The sequence below is a fragment of the Bacillus sp. SSR7 genome (genome assembly GCF_055902415.1).
This window is the reverse complement of record NZ_JBVVXV010000030.1, coordinates 1-15,702: the sequence shown is the minus strand read 5'-3', so window position 1 is coordinate 15,702 and position 15,702 is coordinate 1. Positions and strand designations below refer to the sequence as shown.

Annotated in this window: 14 protein-coding genes, 2 tRNA genes and 2 riboswitches; of the genes, 13 read left to right on the top strand and 3 right to left on the bottom strand. The window is 36.9% G+C overall.

What is annotated here, in order from left to right; translation table 11 throughout:
* The first annotated feature begins 67 nt into the window (after nucleotides 1–67).
* From AC0NJG_RS28055 to tsaD, 6 genes are all read left to right on the top strand, one after another.
* Nucleotides 68–144: transfer RNA gene (locus AC0NJG_RS28055), tRNA-Met, on the top strand.
* A gap of 3 nt (nucleotides 145–147) precedes the next feature.
* A tRNA-Asp gene (locus tag AC0NJG_RS28050) sits at nucleotides 148–223 on the top strand.
* Nucleotides 224–397: 174 nt separating this feature from the next.
* The gene (gene tsaE / locus AC0NJG_RS28045; protein ID WP_000049631.1) at nucleotides 398–871 is read left to right on the top strand and encodes a tRNA (adenosine(37)-N6)-threonylcarbamoyltransferase complex ATPase subunit type 1 TsaE; all 474 of its coding nucleotides are present in this window, start codon (nucleotides 398–400) and stop codon (nucleotides 869–871) included.
* Nucleotides 852–1,544 (top strand): tRNA (adenosine(37)-N6)-threonylcarbamoyltransferase complex dimerization subunit type 1 TsaB, encoded by a 693-nt coding sequence (gene tsaB, locus AC0NJG_RS28040; RefSeq protein WP_087952108.1) that lies wholly within the window; start codon nucleotides 852–854, stop codon nucleotides 1,542–1,544. Before tsaE ends, tsaB begins: the two co-directional genes overlap by 20 nt.
* A gap of 13 nt (nucleotides 1,545–1,557) precedes the next feature.
* Nucleotides 1,558–2,001: a ribosomal protein S18-alanine N-acetyltransferase gene (gene rimI / locus AC0NJG_RS28035; RefSeq protein ID WP_140168528.1), complete on the top strand. Its 444-nt coding sequence runs from the start codon at nucleotides 1,558–1,560 to the stop codon at nucleotides 1,999–2,001.
* Nucleotides 2,001–3,017, top strand: coding sequence for a tRNA (adenosine(37)-N6)-threonylcarbamoyltransferase complex transferase subunit TsaD (gene tsaD, locus AC0NJG_RS28030; RefSeq protein WP_000414598.1), 1,017 nt, complete (start codon nucleotides 2,001–2,003; stop codon nucleotides 3,015–3,017). Before rimI ends, tsaD begins: the two co-directional genes overlap by 1 nt.
* Before the next feature lie 420 nt (nucleotides 3,018–3,437).
* Here tsaD and AC0NJG_RS28025 read toward each other — a convergent pair whose 3' ends face one another.
* Nucleotides 3,438–5,372: an ABC-F family ATP-binding cassette domain-containing protein gene (locus AC0NJG_RS28025; RefSeq protein ID WP_217368446.1), complete on the bottom strand. Its 1,935-nt coding sequence runs from the start codon at nucleotides 5,370–5,372 to the stop codon at nucleotides 3,438–3,440.
* A 187-nt stretch (nucleotides 5,373–5,559) separates the two neighbouring features.
* Between AC0NJG_RS28025 and AC0NJG_RS28020 the strand changes: the two genes are divergently transcribed.
* Nucleotides 5,560–6,189, top strand: a complete 630-nt coding sequence (locus AC0NJG_RS28020; RefSeq protein WP_000437704.1) for a redox-sensing transcriptional repressor Rex — start codon at nucleotides 5,560–5,562, stop codon at nucleotides 6,187–6,189.
* Nucleotides 6,190–6,218: 29 nt separating this feature from the next.
* On the opposite strand, the gene AC0NJG_RS28015 is transcribed toward AC0NJG_RS28020, so the two are convergent.
* Entirely contained in the window at nucleotides 6,219–6,410 is a 192-nt protein-coding gene (locus AC0NJG_RS28015; protein WP_001246201.1) for a YdiK family protein, read from the bottom strand.
* A complete protein-coding gene (locus AC0NJG_RS28010) occupies nucleotides 6,407–7,156 on the bottom strand; it encodes a CPBP family intramembrane glutamic endopeptidase (RefSeq protein WP_087952110.1) in 750 nt (249 codons plus the stop codon). The genes AC0NJG_RS28015 and AC0NJG_RS28010 overlap by 4 nt, the downstream gene beginning before the upstream one ends.
* A 401-nt stretch (nucleotides 7,157–7,557) precedes the next feature.
* Between AC0NJG_RS28010 and groES the strand changes: the two genes are divergently transcribed.
* The 6 genes from groES to ampS all read left to right on the top strand — a co-directional run bounded on the left by groES (nucleotide 7,558) and on the right by ampS (nucleotide 15,503).
* A complete protein-coding gene (gene groES / locus AC0NJG_RS28005) occupies nucleotides 7,558–7,842 on the top strand; it encodes a co-chaperone GroES (protein ID WP_000917306.1) in 285 nt (94 codons plus the stop codon).
* A gap of 38 nt (nucleotides 7,843–7,880) precedes the next feature.
* A complete protein-coding gene (groL, locus tag AC0NJG_RS28000) occupies nucleotides 7,881–9,515 on the top strand; it encodes a chaperonin GroEL (protein WP_048553694.1) in 1,635 nt (544 codons plus the stop codon).
* A 140-nt stretch (nucleotides 9,516–9,655) separates the two neighbouring features.
* Nucleotides 9,656–9,757, top strand: a riboswitch (purine riboswitch).
* A gap of 164 nt (nucleotides 9,758–9,921) precedes the next feature.
* Nucleotides 9,922–11,460 (top strand): glutamine-hydrolyzing GMP synthase, encoded by a 1,539-nt coding sequence (guaA, locus tag AC0NJG_RS27995; RefSeq protein WP_000743900.1) that lies wholly within the window; start codon nucleotides 9,922–9,924, stop codon nucleotides 11,458–11,460.
* Nucleotides 11,461–11,614: 154 nt separating this feature from the next.
* A riboswitch (purine riboswitch) is annotated at nucleotides 11,615–11,716 on the top strand.
* Nucleotides 11,717–11,843: 127 nt separating this feature from the next.
* Complete coding sequence (locus AC0NJG_RS27990) at nucleotides 11,844–13,169, top strand: NCS2 family permease (protein WP_000833097.1); 1,326 nt, start codon at nucleotides 11,844–11,846, stop codon at nucleotides 13,167–13,169.
* Between the two features lie 143 nt (nucleotides 13,170–13,312).
* Entirely contained in the window at nucleotides 13,313–14,014 is a 702-nt protein-coding gene (locus tag AC0NJG_RS27985) for a response regulator transcription factor (RefSeq protein WP_001262951.1), read from the top strand.
* On the top strand, nucleotides 13,998–15,503 hold the full coding sequence (ampS, locus tag AC0NJG_RS27980) for an aminopeptidase AmpS (protein WP_087952111.1): 1,506 nt from the start codon (nucleotides 13,998–14,000) through the stop codon (nucleotides 15,501–15,503). The genes AC0NJG_RS27985 and ampS overlap by 17 nt, the downstream gene beginning before the upstream one ends.
* Nucleotides 15,504–15,702 lie beyond the last annotated feature (199 nt).

The window sequence follows — 15,702 nt, the reverse complement described above, 5'->3', positions numbered from 1 at the left end:
CTAGCGCCGATGGTAGTTGGGACCTTGTCCCTGTGAGAGTAGGACGTCGCCAAGCTATTTATATCATCGCGGGGTGGAGCAGCACGGTAGCTCGTCGGGCTCATAACCCGAAGGTCGCAGGTTCAAATCCTGTCCCCGCAACCAAATGGTCCCGTGGTGTAGTGGTTAACATGCCTGCCTGTCACGCAGGAGATCGCCGGTTCGACCCCGGTCGGGACCGCCATTTTATATAAAGAAAAGAACGAAACATGTTGTTTCGTATTTTTTTATTTGTTTTAACAAAAAACTAATAAAGACAGTCAAACTATCCTTAGGAAAACTCCTAAGGACTTTTTTATATATTCAAAACCTGTATAATAAAGAGCAGAGAACATTGTGAGTAAAGTAGGTGAAGTCTGTGAGTAAATATGAAATAACAACAAAATCATCTGAGGAAACACAAAGATTATCAGAAAAACTTGGTGAACTTGCTCAGGCACAAGATGTAATTATTTTAGAAGGAGATCTTGGAGCTGGTAAGACGACTTTTACAAAAGGACTAGCAAAAGGTCTTGGAGTGAAAAGAGTTGTAAATAGCCCTACCTTTAATATTATTAAAGAATATAAAGGGAGATTACCGCTATATCATATGGACGTGTATCGCTTAGCAGAAAGTGAAGAAGACTTAGGTTTTGATGAGTATTTCTACGGTGAAGGAATTACGGTAGTAGAATGGGCTCATTTAATAGAAGCATATTTACCAAATGAGAAGCTACAAATTAGTTTATTCCATGCTGGAGATGACACAAGAAACATTGTACTCGAGCCGATTGGAGATCGCTATATTAGATTATGTGAGGAGCTATTACAAGATGAAAGTACTAGCAATTGATACTTCAAATTACGTAATGGGTGTATCCCTTATTGAAGAAGGAAACGTAATTGGGGAAATCATTACAAATTTAACAAAAAATCATTCTGTGCGTCTTATGCCAGCTGTAGAACAACTGTTAAAAGAATGTGGTGTAAAACCGAAAGAATTAACTAAAATAGTTGTAGCTGCTGGACCAGGATCATATACAGGTGTTCGTATAGGCGTGACAGCTGCCAAAACATTAGCTTGGTCACTTCAAATACCAATTGTAGGTGTATCAAGTTTAGAAGTAGTGGCTGCAAACGGAGCTAATTTTGATGGGTTAATCTGTCCTTTATTCGATGGAAGACGTGGACAAATTTATACGGGCTTATATACATATGAAGGAGAGGGTTTAACTTCTATAGAAGAAGACCGAATCATCCTTATTGTAGACTGGTTGCAAATGTTAAAGGATAAAGGAAAGCCTGTTTTATTTATTGGTAACGATGTGAAACTACACAAAGAAACAATTATTGAACATTTAGGCGATCAAGCTGTATTTGCTCCTTTCACTAAAAATAACCCAAGACCAAGTGAGCTAGCGTTCTTAGGATTACAAAAAGAAGAACAAGATGTACATTCATTTGTTCCTAGTTACCTTCGTTTAGCGGAAGCTGAAACAAAGTGGTTAGAAAGTCAAAACAAGTAGGAGCTTGCAGAGGATGGATATGATATTTAGAAAGATGGAACTCGATGATATCGCTCAAATTGTAGCAATTGAAGAAGCATCTTTTTCAACTCCTTGGACTGCAGATGCCTTTTACCGCGAGTTAACGATGAATGAACATGCACATTATGTTGTGCTAGAAAAAGATGGCCGTGTAATTGGATATTGTGGATTGTGGATAATTATTGATGAATCACATATAACAAATATAGCTATTTTGCCAGAATATAGAGGTCAAAAGCTAGGAGATGCTTTATTGAAAGAAGTTATTTCTGAAGCGAAAGCTCTAGGGGTAAAAACGATGACACTTGAAGTACGTGTATCAAATGAAGTAGCAAAGCAGTTGTACAGAAAATACGGATTTCAAAATGGTGGAATTCGTAAACGATACTATGCAGACAATCAGGAAGATGGTCTCGTAATGTGGGTGAATATATAATGGAAAAAAATACGATTATACTTGGTATTGAAACAAGTTGTGATGAAACAGCAGTAGCGGTTGTTAAAAATGGAACGGAAATTATTGCAAATGTCGTTGCATCACAAATTGAAAGTCATAAACGTTTTGGTGGAGTTGTACCAGAGATTGCATCCCGTCATCATGTAGAAGAAATTACAGTTGTGTTAGAAGAAGCTTTAAAAGAAGCGAATATTACATTTGATGATATTGATGCAATTGCTGTAACAGAAGGTCCTGGTTTAGTAGGAGCGCTTTTAATAGGGGTAAATGCAGCGAAAGCAGTGGCTTTTGCACATGATATCCCTCTAGTGGGTGTTCATCATATCGCTGGCCACATTTATGCGAATCGTTTAGTAAAAGAAGTTCAATTCCCATTGCTATCACTTGTGGTATCTGGTGGACATACAGAGCTTGTTTATATGAAAGAACATGGTTCATTTGAAGTAATTGGTGAAACGCGAGATGATGCAGCAGGAGAGGCATATGATAAAGTAGCTCGTACGTTATCTATGCCATATCCAGGTGGTCCCCATATTGATCGTCTTGCACATGAAGGGAAACCAACAATCGATTTACCTCGTGCATGGCTGGAACCTGATTCATATGATTTCAGTTTTAGCGGATTAAAATCAGCAGTTATCAACACTGTGCATAACGCAAAACAACGTGGGATAGAAATTGCACCGGAAGATTTAGCAGCAAGTTTCCAAGAGAGTGTAATTGATGTGTTAGTAACGAAAGCATCTCGTGCAGCAGATGCTTATAACGTAAAGCAAGTGCTTCTTGCTGGTGGAGTAGCTGCGAATAAAGGACTTCGTGCACGTTTAGAAGCAGAATTTGCACAAAAAGAAAATGTAGAGCTAATTATTCCTCCTCTATCTTTATGCACAGATAATGCAGCAATGATTGCAGCGGCAGGTACAATTGCATATGAACAAGGAAAACGTGCTACATTAGCTTTAAATGCTAATCCGGGATTAGATATCGAAGCATAGTTATACACAAAATTAACCACAGCTTGTGGATAAAACCCATATTATCTGTTGATAATATGGGTTTTATTGTGTATATAAAATGTTGATAACTTTTTTGTTGGTTGTGGATAATGTGGAAAAGTTATTTAGATGTTTATTTTATAAAGGTGGATATGTGTATAAACTTGTGGATAAAATAGATGAAGTCTGACCTTTGAATCTATCCTTTTTCGGGAAATAAAAACGAAGAAGGTATCTCTAAAAAACATTTTGAAATATGCCCTTATTATAAGGGGGGGCTAATATTGTCAAACCTTGTCGGTAAATCGATATCTCGTGTCGAATCGTTTATACAATAGAGGTTGACCATGGCTAGAAGATAAAAAGGATGTCCCATCGTCAAAAATCCCGACTGATGAGACATCCTTCTTATTCATACTCTTATAAATGCAATTCTTCCCATTCTGCCATACAAGCATCAAGTTGTTCTTGTAGTGTTTGCTTTTTCGTTGTAATTTCACTAGCCTTTTCATAATCTGCATATATTTCTGGTAAGCAAAGTTGATCTTCTAACGTAGCAATTTCTTCTTCGAATTCTACGATATTTTGTTCTAGTTCCTCGATTTTTCGAGTGCGTTGACGCTCCAACTTTTTGCGCTCTTTTTCTTCGAGATAATTTAATTTTTCTGGAGCTACGGTTTTTTGAACAGGTGCCTGATTTTCTTGCTGTTCTTGTTGTTCAAATTCAGCACGTTCAATCATCTCATTTTTCTTTTCAACGTAGTAATCATAGTCCCCTAAATATTCCTGTGCACCTTCTGTTGATAACTCAACAACGGTCGTCGTTACACGATTAATAAAGTAGCGGTCATGAGATACAAAGAGAAGAGTACCAGGATAATCAATCAAAGCATTCTCCAAAATCTCTTTACTATTTAAATCAAGATGGTTTGTAGGCTCATCGAGAATTAATAAATTCGATTTTTGCATCATAAGTTTTGCGAGAGCTAATCGAGCTTTTTGTCCACCACTAAGAGATGATACTGGTTTTAGTACATCATCTCCTGTGAATAAGAAGTTACCTAGTATCGTGCGAATTTCTTTTTCGGGTTGCAGTGGATATTCATCCCATAACTCATTTAAAACGCGCTTAGAAGATGTTAAATTGGCTTGTTCTTGATCATAGTAACCAACAGATACATTGGATCCGAAAGAAACATCACCATGTAATAGTGGTAGCTTATTCACAATTGATTTTAATAATGTGGATTTCCCAATTCCATTTGGACCAACTAAAGCAACGCTATCTCCGCGAGTTAAGCGCATTGTTACATGTTCAATAATTGGATCCTTATCATAGCCGATAGTTGCATCCTTTACTTGTAACACATCATTTCCACTTTGTTTTTCAATATCGAAGTGGAAGGAAGCTGACTTAGAGTCACCTAATGGTCTTGTTAATAGTTCCATACGATCTAATTGTTTACGACGGCTTTGCGCACGTTTTGTCGTAGATGCACGAGCTATATTTTTTTGAACGAAGTCCTCTAGCTTAGCGATTTCATCTTGTTGTTTTTCATAACGTTTCATTTCTTGCTCGTATAGTGCTGATTTTAAGTCTAAATATTTACTGTAGTTACCAACAAATCGTCTACTTTCTTTATTCGAAATTTCATATACTTGTGTAACAAGTTTATCTAAGAAATAACGGTCATGGGAAACGATTAGTATTGCGCCAGGATAACCTTGTAAATATTGTTCAAGCCATGTTAATGTTTCGATGTCTAAATGGTTTGTAGGCTCGTCCAAAATAAGTAGGTCTGGTTTCGTTAATAATAATTTACCGAGAGCTAATCGTGTTTTTTGTCCACCGCTTAATGTAGAAATCGTCGTCTGGTGCGTTTCAACTGGGAAGCCAAGACCACTTAAAATCGAACGGATATCTGCTTCGTACTGATAGCCACCTTGATCTTTATAATCTAATTGTAATTGGTCATAATCAGCTAATAATCTTTCATATGTAGCCTCGTTTGAAAAGTTTTCTTCTTTTCCCATCTCTTGCTCTAGCCTTCGAAGTTTTGTCTCCATTTGCTGCAAGTGTGTAAAGACGGTTAACATTTCATCCCAAATTGTTAAAGACGTTTCTAAACCGGTATTTTGAGCTAGATATCCAATTGAGACATCTTTCGGTTTTATAATTTCGCCACTATCATGAGATAGCTCACCCGCTATTATTTTTAATAATGTAGATTTTCCGGCTCCATTTCGTCCGACTAATGCGATACGATCTTTCGTTTGAACTTCTAATTTTATGTTTGCAAGAATCGTTTCTGCACCGTATAATTTCGAAAGCGCGTTTACTTGTAATAAAATCAATGTTTTCACCTCAAATAATTTCTTAACTTTGCCATGTTTATATTTCTCAATCATACTAAAAATAGTGTATAGTTTAAAATACAGAGAGAATACTTCTTCTTTCTATTATACAAGGAATTTAATAAGTGCTAAACTTCTGTATTTGATTAAAGCATATGAATAAAGATAGGAAGAGAGGAGAGGTTATATGGAGCAGCAGAAAATTCCACAAGCCACTGCTAAGAGATTGCCTCTATACTATCGATTTATCCAAAACTTATCTTTGTCTGGTAAGCAACGTGTTTCATCAGCCGAATTAAGTGAAGCGGTAAAGGTTGATTCCGCAACAATTCGAAGAGATTTCTCATACTTTGGAGCATTAGGGAAAAAAGGATATGGATATAACGTAAATTATTTATTATCATTTTTCCGTGAAACACTCGACCAAGATGATATAACACGTGTAGCGCTTATTGGAGTAGGTAATTTAGGGACCGCTTTCTTACATTATAATTTCACGAAAAACAATAATACAAAAATTGAAATGGCGTTTGATGTTAGTGAAGAGAAAGTTGGAACAGAAATCGGAGGCATTCCTGTATATCACTTAGATGAATTAGAAGAACGTTTATCAACTGATATACAAGTGGCAATATTAACAGTACCCGCTACAGTAGCACAATCTGTAGCCGATAGATTGGCAGAAACAAACGTGCATGGTATTTTGAATTTTACACCAGCACGCTTAAATGTGTCAGACAATATAAGAATTCATCATATTGATTTAGCAGTAGAGTTACAAACGTTAGTTTACTTTTTGAAGAATTATCCACAATAAAACGCAGAGGAAGCGACCTCTGCGTTTTATTATTGTTTTTTCTTTGTGAATTTAACTAAGATAAGGCGAAGTGCCAAATTAAAATCAATCGTTGCCATAACTGCAAATAGTATTGTCCACATATTCCAAATTGTATCTGTTACGTTCGTAATGGCGAAGCGTGTAAAGATACATCCTAGAAGGAAATACAATGCAGCCATGAACAATGGTGAGTTTCTCATACTAAAAATCCTCCGATAAAGCCTTGCATTTTTTCAGCTTCTTTAATCATTTCTTGAATTTGTTCGCTACTCACTAAAACTTGAGCAATTGCAACTAATGTATTCATTGCAACATGAGCTGCGATAGGGACAATAATACGCTTTGTTTTTACATATAAGAAAGCGAATACGAGCCCCATAGCAGTGTATACCAATAAGTGAGTGAAATCAAAATGAATTGCTGCGAATACGAGAGAACTAATGATAGCAGCAATAAAGAAGTTAAACTTCTTATAAAGTGTACCAAATAAAATTTTTCTAAATACGATTTCTTCCAAAATAGGTCCTATTATAGAGATGACGATAAGGAACCAAGGTGTCGTTCTTGCGATATCCATAAGTCTCGCTGTATTTTCAGATCCAGGTTTAATACCTAATACATACATTTCAATCATACCAGCAATACTTTGCGAGAAAAATGCTAAGAAGAACCCGATAAAAATCCAACCAATCGTAGCTGGAACAGTAGAACGCTTTGTATCTAAATGTCTGTCGCGAATATCTGTTCTAAGTAACCAAAGTACGATACATAATGCAATAAAGAAGCTAATGATTGCCCAATGACCAGTTATGAGTTGTAATTTCTCTTCTCTAGTAAATCCCCTGTTATCATAAAGTCCAGTTTTCAGGAGAAGTGGTAATCCAGCAATTGATGATAACTGCATTAAAATGTATGTAACGATAACCCACCAATATTGTTTTTTCAAATGGTTTAACCATCCTTTCTAACTCTAGTGTATGAGATAAGGTAGGATAACATGTAAAGATGCTACCTACGATATAAACTTTACTTACATTATGTTTTTTTTGTAAATCCTTAATTGAAATTATAATAGAAGACAGGAGAAAGTTGTGTGTGTAGCGAAAACAACTTAGGGTGTCCTTTCATATTGTAACATACGAGTAGTGGAAACAACGATTCATATAGTAAAGGTAGAAGAAGAGGAACTCTATATAGAAAAGTTTATAGCTTAATTTGCGAAAAAATTATGATTTTTTTACTTGCAAAAGAAATTGAGATTATTTATTATTATAAGTGTGTTAGCACTCGAGTGACTTGAGTGCTAATAAATAAAATTTACATAACAAAATGAGGAGGTTATTGTTCATGCTAAAGCCATTAGGTGATCGCGTTGTAATTGAGCTTGTTCAAGCGGAAGAAAAAACAGCAAGTGGTATTGTATTACCAGACACAGCAAAAGAAAAACCACAAGAGGGTAAAGTTATTGCAGTAGGTACTGGTCGAGTGCTTGAAAATGGTGAGCGTGTTGCTTTAGAGGTAGCAGCAGGTGATCTTATCATCTTCTCAAAATATGCAGGTACTGAAGTGAAATATGAAGGTACAGACTACTTGATTTTACGTGAAAGTGACATTTTAGCAGTTATCGGTTAATTATATAAATCTTAAAAAATCCAAGGGGGTCAATTATTATGGCAAAAGATATTAAATTTAGTGAAGAAGCACGTCGTTCGATGCTTCGCGGTGTCGACACTCTTGCAAACGCAGTAAAAGTAACGCTTGGACCAAAAGGTCGTAACGTTGTTCTTGAGAAAAAATTCGGTTCACCACTTATTACAAATGACGGTGTAACAATCGCAAAAGAAATTGAATTAGAAGATGCATTCGAAAACATGGGTGCGAAATTAGTAGCAGAAGTTGCTAGCAAAACAAATGATGTAGCTGGTGACGGAACAACAACTGCAACTGTATTAGCGCAAGCTATGATTCGTGAAGGTCTTAAAAACGTAACAGCTGGTGCGAACCCAATGGGTCTTCGTAAAGGTATCGAAAAAGCTGTAGTTGCTGCAGTAGAAGAATTAAAAACGATTTCTAAACCAATCGAAGGTAAATCTTCTATCGCACAAGTAGCTGCTATTTCTGCTGCTGATGAAGAAGTAGGTCAATTAATCGCTGAAGCAATGGAGCGCGTTGGTAACGACGGCGTTATTACTTTAGAAGAATCTAAAGGTTTCACAACAGAATTAGACGTAGTAGAAGGTATGCAATTTGATCGTGGATATGCATCTCCTTACATGATTACTGATTCTGACAAAATGGAAGCAGTTCTTGATAACCCATACATCTTAATCACTGACAAAAAGATTTCTAACATTCAAGAAATCTTACCAGTATTAGAGCAAGTGGTACAACAAGGTAAACCACTTCTTATCATTGCTGAAGATGTAGAAGGCGAAGCATTAGCTACATTAGTAGTGAACAAACTTCGTGGTACATTCAATGTAGTAGCTGTTAAAGCTCCTGGATTTGGTGACCGTCGTAAAGCAATGCTAGAAGATATCGCAATCTTAACTGGTGGCGAAGTAATCACTGAAGAATTAGGCCGTGACTTAAAATCTGCTACAGTTGAATCTTTAGGACGCGCTGGTAAAGTTGTTGTAACGAAAGAAAACACAACTGTAGTTGAAGGTGTAGGAAGCACACAACAAATCGAAGCTCGCATCGGTCAAATCCGTGCGCAATTAGAAGAAACAACTTCTGAATTCGATCGTGAAAAATTACAAGAGCGTCTTGCAAAACTTGCAGGTGGCGTAGCAGTAATTAAAGTAGGTGCAGCAACTGAAACTGAGTTAAAAGAGCGCAAACTTCGCATTGAAGATGCACTTAACTCAACTCGTGCAGCAGTAGAAGAAGGTATCGTTGCAGGTGGTGGTACTTCACTTATGAACGTATACACAAAAGTAGCTTCTATCGTAGCTGAAGGCGACGAAGCAACAGGTATTAACATCGTACTTCGCGCACTAGAAGAGCCAGTTCGTCAAATCGCAATCAACGCTGGTCTAGAAGGATCTGTAGTTGTAGAGCGTCTAAAAGGCGAAAAAGTAGGCGTTGGTTTCAACGCAGCTACTGGCGAGTGGGTTAACATGCTTGAAACTGGTATCGTAGATCCAGCTAAAGTAACTCGCTCTGCACTTCAAAACGCAGCATCTGTTGCAGCTATGTTCTTAACAACTGAAGCTGTAGTAGCTGACAAACCAGAACCAAATGCACCAGCAATGCCTGACATGGGCGGCATGGGCATGGGCGGTATGGGCGGAATGATGTAATTCCGTTTGGCCTAAAAAACATCCATTTCTATATAGAAATGGATGTTTTTTTATGTTTTTTAGAAAAGGAAATGAATTTCTGTAGAATTTTGTCGCTTTCTCTCTTGACCATATTGATACTTCATTGTTAGAATCTAGGAAGATAATATAAAACGATCCTTCATATATCCTCAAAGATAAGGTTTGAGAGTCTCTACCGGGTTACCGTAAACAACCTGACTATGAAGGCAGTGTGTCTTATATTTATAAAGAGCGGAGACTATCTTTCTTTATAAAGCCAGACCCCTGCCTTTTCTTTGTTATGAGACTAGAGGCGGAGGACTGGCTTTTTTTATTATATTGGTAATGCTTTTCGCCAAATTGGTGAAAATATTTATATACGAGAACTAACGTTGGGGTGATTATTTTGAAGAAGCAGCATGATACAATTATCGTTTTAGATTTTGGGAGTCAATACAATCAGTTAATAGCACGTCGAATTCGTGAGTTCGGTGTATACAGTGAACTTCATCCACATACAATTACTGCAGAAGAAATTAAAGCAATGAATCCAAAAGGGATTATCTTCTCTGGTGGACCAAATAGTGTATATGGTGAAGGTGCATTACATTGTGATGAAAAAATCTTTGACCTAGGATTACCGATCTTCGGTATTTGTTACGGTATGCAACTTATGACGCAACAATTCGGTGGTACAGTAGAGCGTGCAAACCACCGTGAGTACGGAAAAGCTGTTCTGAAAGTAGAGAACGAGTCAAAATTATATGCGAACCTTCCAGAAGAGCAAGTTGTATGGATGAGTCATGGCGACTTAGTAACTGGTTTACCTGAAGGATTCGTAGTAGACGCGACAAGTGAGTCTTGCCCAATTGCTGGTATGAGCAATGAAGCGAAAAACTTATACGGTGTACAATTCCACCCAGAAGTACGTCACTCTGAGCACGGTAACGATCTAATTAAAAACTTCGTATTCGGCGTATGTGGCTGTTCTGAAGGATGGAACATGGAGAACTTTATTGAAGTAGAACTAGAGAAAATCCGTGAAACTGTTGGAGACAAAAAAGTACTATGTGCGCTTAGCGGTGGTGTAGATTCTTCTGTTGTAGCAGTATTAATTCATAAAGCAATCGGCGATCAGTTAACATGTATTTTCGTTGACCATGGTTTACTTCGTAAAGGCGAAGCAGAAGGTGTTATGAAAACATTTAGCGAAGGCTTCCATATGAACGTTATTAAAGTGGATGCAAAAGAACGCTTCATGAACAAGTTAAAAGGTGTAGAAGATCCAGAACAAAAACGTAAAATTATCGGTAACGAATTCATTTACGTATTTGATGATGAAGCTTCTAAATTAGAAGGAATGGACTTCTTAGCACAAGGTACACTGTACACAGATATCGTTGAAAGTGGTACAGCAACTGCACAAACAATTAAATCTCACCATAACGTTGGTGGACTTCCGGAAGACATGCAGTTCAAATTAATTGAGCCTTTAAACACGTTATTTAAAGATGAAGTACGTGTATTAGGATCTGAACTAGGAATTCCTGATGAGATCGTATGGCGTCAACCATTCCCAGGTCCTGGTCTTGGTATTCGTGTACTAGGTGAAATCACAGAAGAGAAATTAGAAATCGTTCGTGAATCTGATGCGATTTTACGTGAAGAAATTATTAAAGCAGGCTTAGACCGCGAAATCTGGCAATACTTCACTGCGCTTCCTGGTATGCGTAGCGTAGGTGTTATGGGTGACGAGCGTACTTACGATTACACAGTGGGTATCCGTGCAGTAACATCTATCGACGGTATGACAGCTGACTGGGCACGTATCCCTTGGGACGTATTAGAGAAAATCTCTGTACGTATCGTAAACGAAGTAAAACACGTTAACCGTATCGTGTATGATGTAACGAGTAAGCCACCAGCAACTATTGAGTGGGAATAGTATTATAATAAAAGATCCATCTATTGCTCATGCAATAGATGGATCTTTTTTATTTTGAGTTTAATACGAACGAAAATATAAAAGTTAATAAAAATGTTCGTATTTAAATTGACAAAAATACTTTCAAGAGTTAATATGAGTATGTAATTCAAACGAAAAGTGAATATTATGCCGTCGTATAATATCGGGGATATGGCCCGAAAGTTTCTACCTAGCTACCGTAAATGGCTTGACTACGAGGCGTTTTTATAAAGGTGAGCGGAATCTTGTCTTTATTTATAGAACGCTTCCATGTATATGCAATGGAAGCCTTTTTTATTTTTAATAGATAAAAGAGGGCTAGGGGATTACGGCGAGTAATCATATAACGGGGGAAACGTAAGATGAAACGCTATTTTCAGTTTGATGAACTCGGCACGAATTATAAAACAGAGTTCATAGCAGGTTTAACGACATTTCTATCTATGGCTTACGTACTATTTGTCAATCCTGCTACGCTGTCACTTGGAAATGTTAAAGGTTTACCGGCAGGTACAGGGATGGATCCAGGTGCAGTATTCGTTGCTACAGCATTAGCAGCAGCGATTGGTTCGTTAATTATGGGTATTTTCGCGAAGTATCCAATTGCTTTAGCACCAGGTATGGGAATTAACGCGTTCTTTGCTTATACAGCAGTGTTAACGATGGGTATTCCATGGCAAACGGCAATTGCTGGAACGTTAATGTCAGGTATTATCTTTATTATTCTTACTGCTTCAGGTATTCGTGAAAAAATCATTAATGCAATTCCATCAGAGTTAAAGTTTGCAGTAGCGGCAGGTATCGGATTATTCATTGCTTTCCTTGGATTTCAAAATGCCGGAATTATCGTGAAAAATGATGCTGTTCTTGTTGGGTTGGGGGATTTAACAAAGGGCACAACGTTACTAGCAATCTTCGGGGTTGTTACGACAATTATCTTTATGATTAAGAAAGTAAATGGTGCAGTTTTCTACGGTATGATTCTTACAGCAATCTTAGGAGTAGCTACAGGATTAATTGATACTCCGAAAGCTGTAGTGGGAGCAATACCGAGTCTAGAACCAACGTTCGGTGTGGCGTTAACGCACTTCGGAGATATTTTCACTGTTCAAATGGTGATTGTTATTATAACGTTCTTCTTTATCGATTTCTTTGATACAGCAGGTACACTTGTAGCGGTTGCGAATCAAGCTGGATTAATGAAGAACAATAAATTACCACGTGCAGGAAAAGCATTATTTGCAGATGCGATTGCAACTGTAATTGGTGCGATCTTAGGTACATCAACAACAACGTCGTACATTGAATCTTCTGCAGGGGTAGCAGCGGGTGGACGTTCTGGATTTACAGCAGTTGTAACAGCAGGATTCTTTTTACTGGCACTATTCTTCTCGCCATTACTAAGTGTTGTAACACCAGCTGTAACGGCACCAGCATTAATTATTGTAGGAATCTTGATGGTTTCTTCCTTAGGGGAAATTGATTGGAAGAAATTCGAGATTGCAGTACCAGCATTCTTTACAATTATCTCTATGCCACTTACGTATAGTATCGCAACAGGAATTGCGATTGGTTTTATCTTCTATCCAATTACAATGGTAGTAAGCGGTCGTCGTAAAGAGATTCATCCAATTATGTATGTTATGGGAGTTTTATTCGTACTATATTTCATCTACGTTCGTAAATAAAAGGGGTTTTTGAAAGGTCTAGACTTAAGGGGAGTCTAGACCTTTTTTGCGTCTTCAGAAAATCTTAAGGATTTCCGAGCGTTTTTCTTCAGAAGTTTTCCTATAATAGAAGTTAGGGATTAAAAAATGATGGGGGAGATATTGTGGCAAACGAAACAATACTTGTCGTAGATGATGAAAAAGAAATCAGAAATCTTATTACAATCTATTTAAAGAATGAAGGATATAAAGTATTGCAAGCAGGGGACGGAGAAGAAGGATTACGTTTACTAGAAGAAAATGAAGTACATCTAGTCGTATTAGATATTATGATGCCGAAAGTAGACGGTATCCATATGTGTATGAAAGTAAGGGAAGAAAAGGAAATGCCAATTATTATGCTTTCCGCGAAAACGCAAGATATGGATAAGATTTTAGGGTTAACAACAGGTGCGGATGATTACGTGACGAAACCATTTAATCCGTTAGAGTTAATCGCAAGAATTAAATCTCAGTTACGTCGTTATATGAAAATGAATGGTTTCGCTATACAAAACGAGGACGAGCTAGAAATTGGAGAGATGAAAATAAACATCTCAACCCATAAAGTTATTGTAGAGGGAGAAGAAGTGAAGTTGACCCCGAGGGAATTTTCAATTCTAGAATTACTAGCCCGTAATCCAGGTATGGTCTTTAGTGCAGAGCAGATTTATGAAAAGGTTTGGAACGAAAGGTCTTTCCAGTCGGATAACACGGTAATGGTTCATATTCGAAAAGTACGTGAAAAGATTGAGGAGAATCCAAGGAAGCCTAGATATATAAAAACAGTATGGGGAGTGGGGTATAAGATTGAAAAAGATATTTAATCCGTTTACTTATATAAGGAAAATAAGACAATTAATTGAGAAATTAGTAAAGAGCGTACGAAAGAGTATCAGAATTCAACTGATTACTACTTTCGCTGCTTGTGCGTTATTAGGAGTTTTTTTTGCAAAGGGAGCTGCACCGTTTTTTGAGAATGCAAATCGTCAAGCGACTGTTGATTATCGGTCTGGTATGCAACAAATTAATTACCAAGCTCAAAGAGCAGCAAATAGTTCGGTTCATGAAAATAAATTAGAAGCTATATCCAATATGATTGAAACGGAGAATCAAAATTTAGAGCGAGGAAATAGAGCTTTAAAAATATTGGTTACTGATGAGAGTGGTAAAGTTTTATATAAAACGAAGCAGGCACAAGAAGAGCAAATCGATTTGCATAATACAATTCGTAATGCGGCATCATTTGCGATCAACTATTCAAATGGTCAAGATATATTTGAAAATACGAGAAAAGAATTTATAGCTTTTTCACCTATTACAATAGAAGATAAGAATTTATACATGTTCGTTAGTGGAATTCCGGATGGTGTAGTAATGTATGATACGCAAGAAGGACCATTCCCATTTTTAATTGGTGTACTCGTGTTCATCTTCTCTTTCTTCTATATAACAAAGAGAAAGATGAAACAAATTGAAGCGATGGCAGAAGGTGTAAAGGAAATAGAAAAAGGCAACTTGGCGTACCGTATTGAGAAGAAAGGTGAAGATGAGATTGCGTCTTTAACCGAGAATATTAATAATATGGCGGAAGAGCTTATGAATAATATAGAAAAGGAACGTAAATTAGAGAAGCAAAAGAACGAGCTTATTACGAATGTATCTCACGATTTACGTACACCACTGACTTCTATTATGGGTTACTTACGATTGCTTCGAGATTCTAAATATGAAAATAAAGAACAACATGATGAGTATACGAGAATTGCTTTTGCGAAGTCGGAGCAGTTAAAGAATTTAATAGAAGATTTATTTGAGTATACGAAGTTAACGAATGAACAAGTTATATTAGAAAAACAAGAAGTATGTATAAATGAGTTATTAGAGCAATTAATAGAAGAGTTAGTACCACATGCGGAGGAGCATGGACTTACGTTTGTTAAGAAGTTTCCTGAGGAACGTGCCTATGCAGCGATTGATTCGGAAAAGATGGTTCGTGTATTTGATAATTTATTAATGAACGCGATTAAGTATAGTAAAGATGATGGGCAGATAAAAGTTTCCCTTCAAAGGCAGCGCCGGGATATACAAATTGTAATTGCGAATCATAGTGAAGAGTTTACGAGAGAAGAGTTAGCGAGTTTGTTTGAACGCTTTTATAAGAAAGATCAATCTAGAAGTAGAGTAACAGAAGGATCGGGTCTTGGATTAGCGATTGCAAAAAGTATTGTTGAATTACAAGGTGGTAGTATTCGGGCTGAATATGAGGATGGTATTATTCAGTTTATCGTCTCGTTACCAATTATAGAAAAATAATAAATGAATAGAATGATATATGATAAAAGGGCTTATTTTAAAAGGAATAAGCCTTTTTATATTTTTTTAGAAAAACATGTTGACGGTTAGAGATTAGAGGTGTAATATAGAACAAGTCGCCGATGACAATAACGTCGAAAGCAGCAAACGAAATGAAAAACTTAGTTGACATTGAAAGATGAAAATGTTAACATAAGGA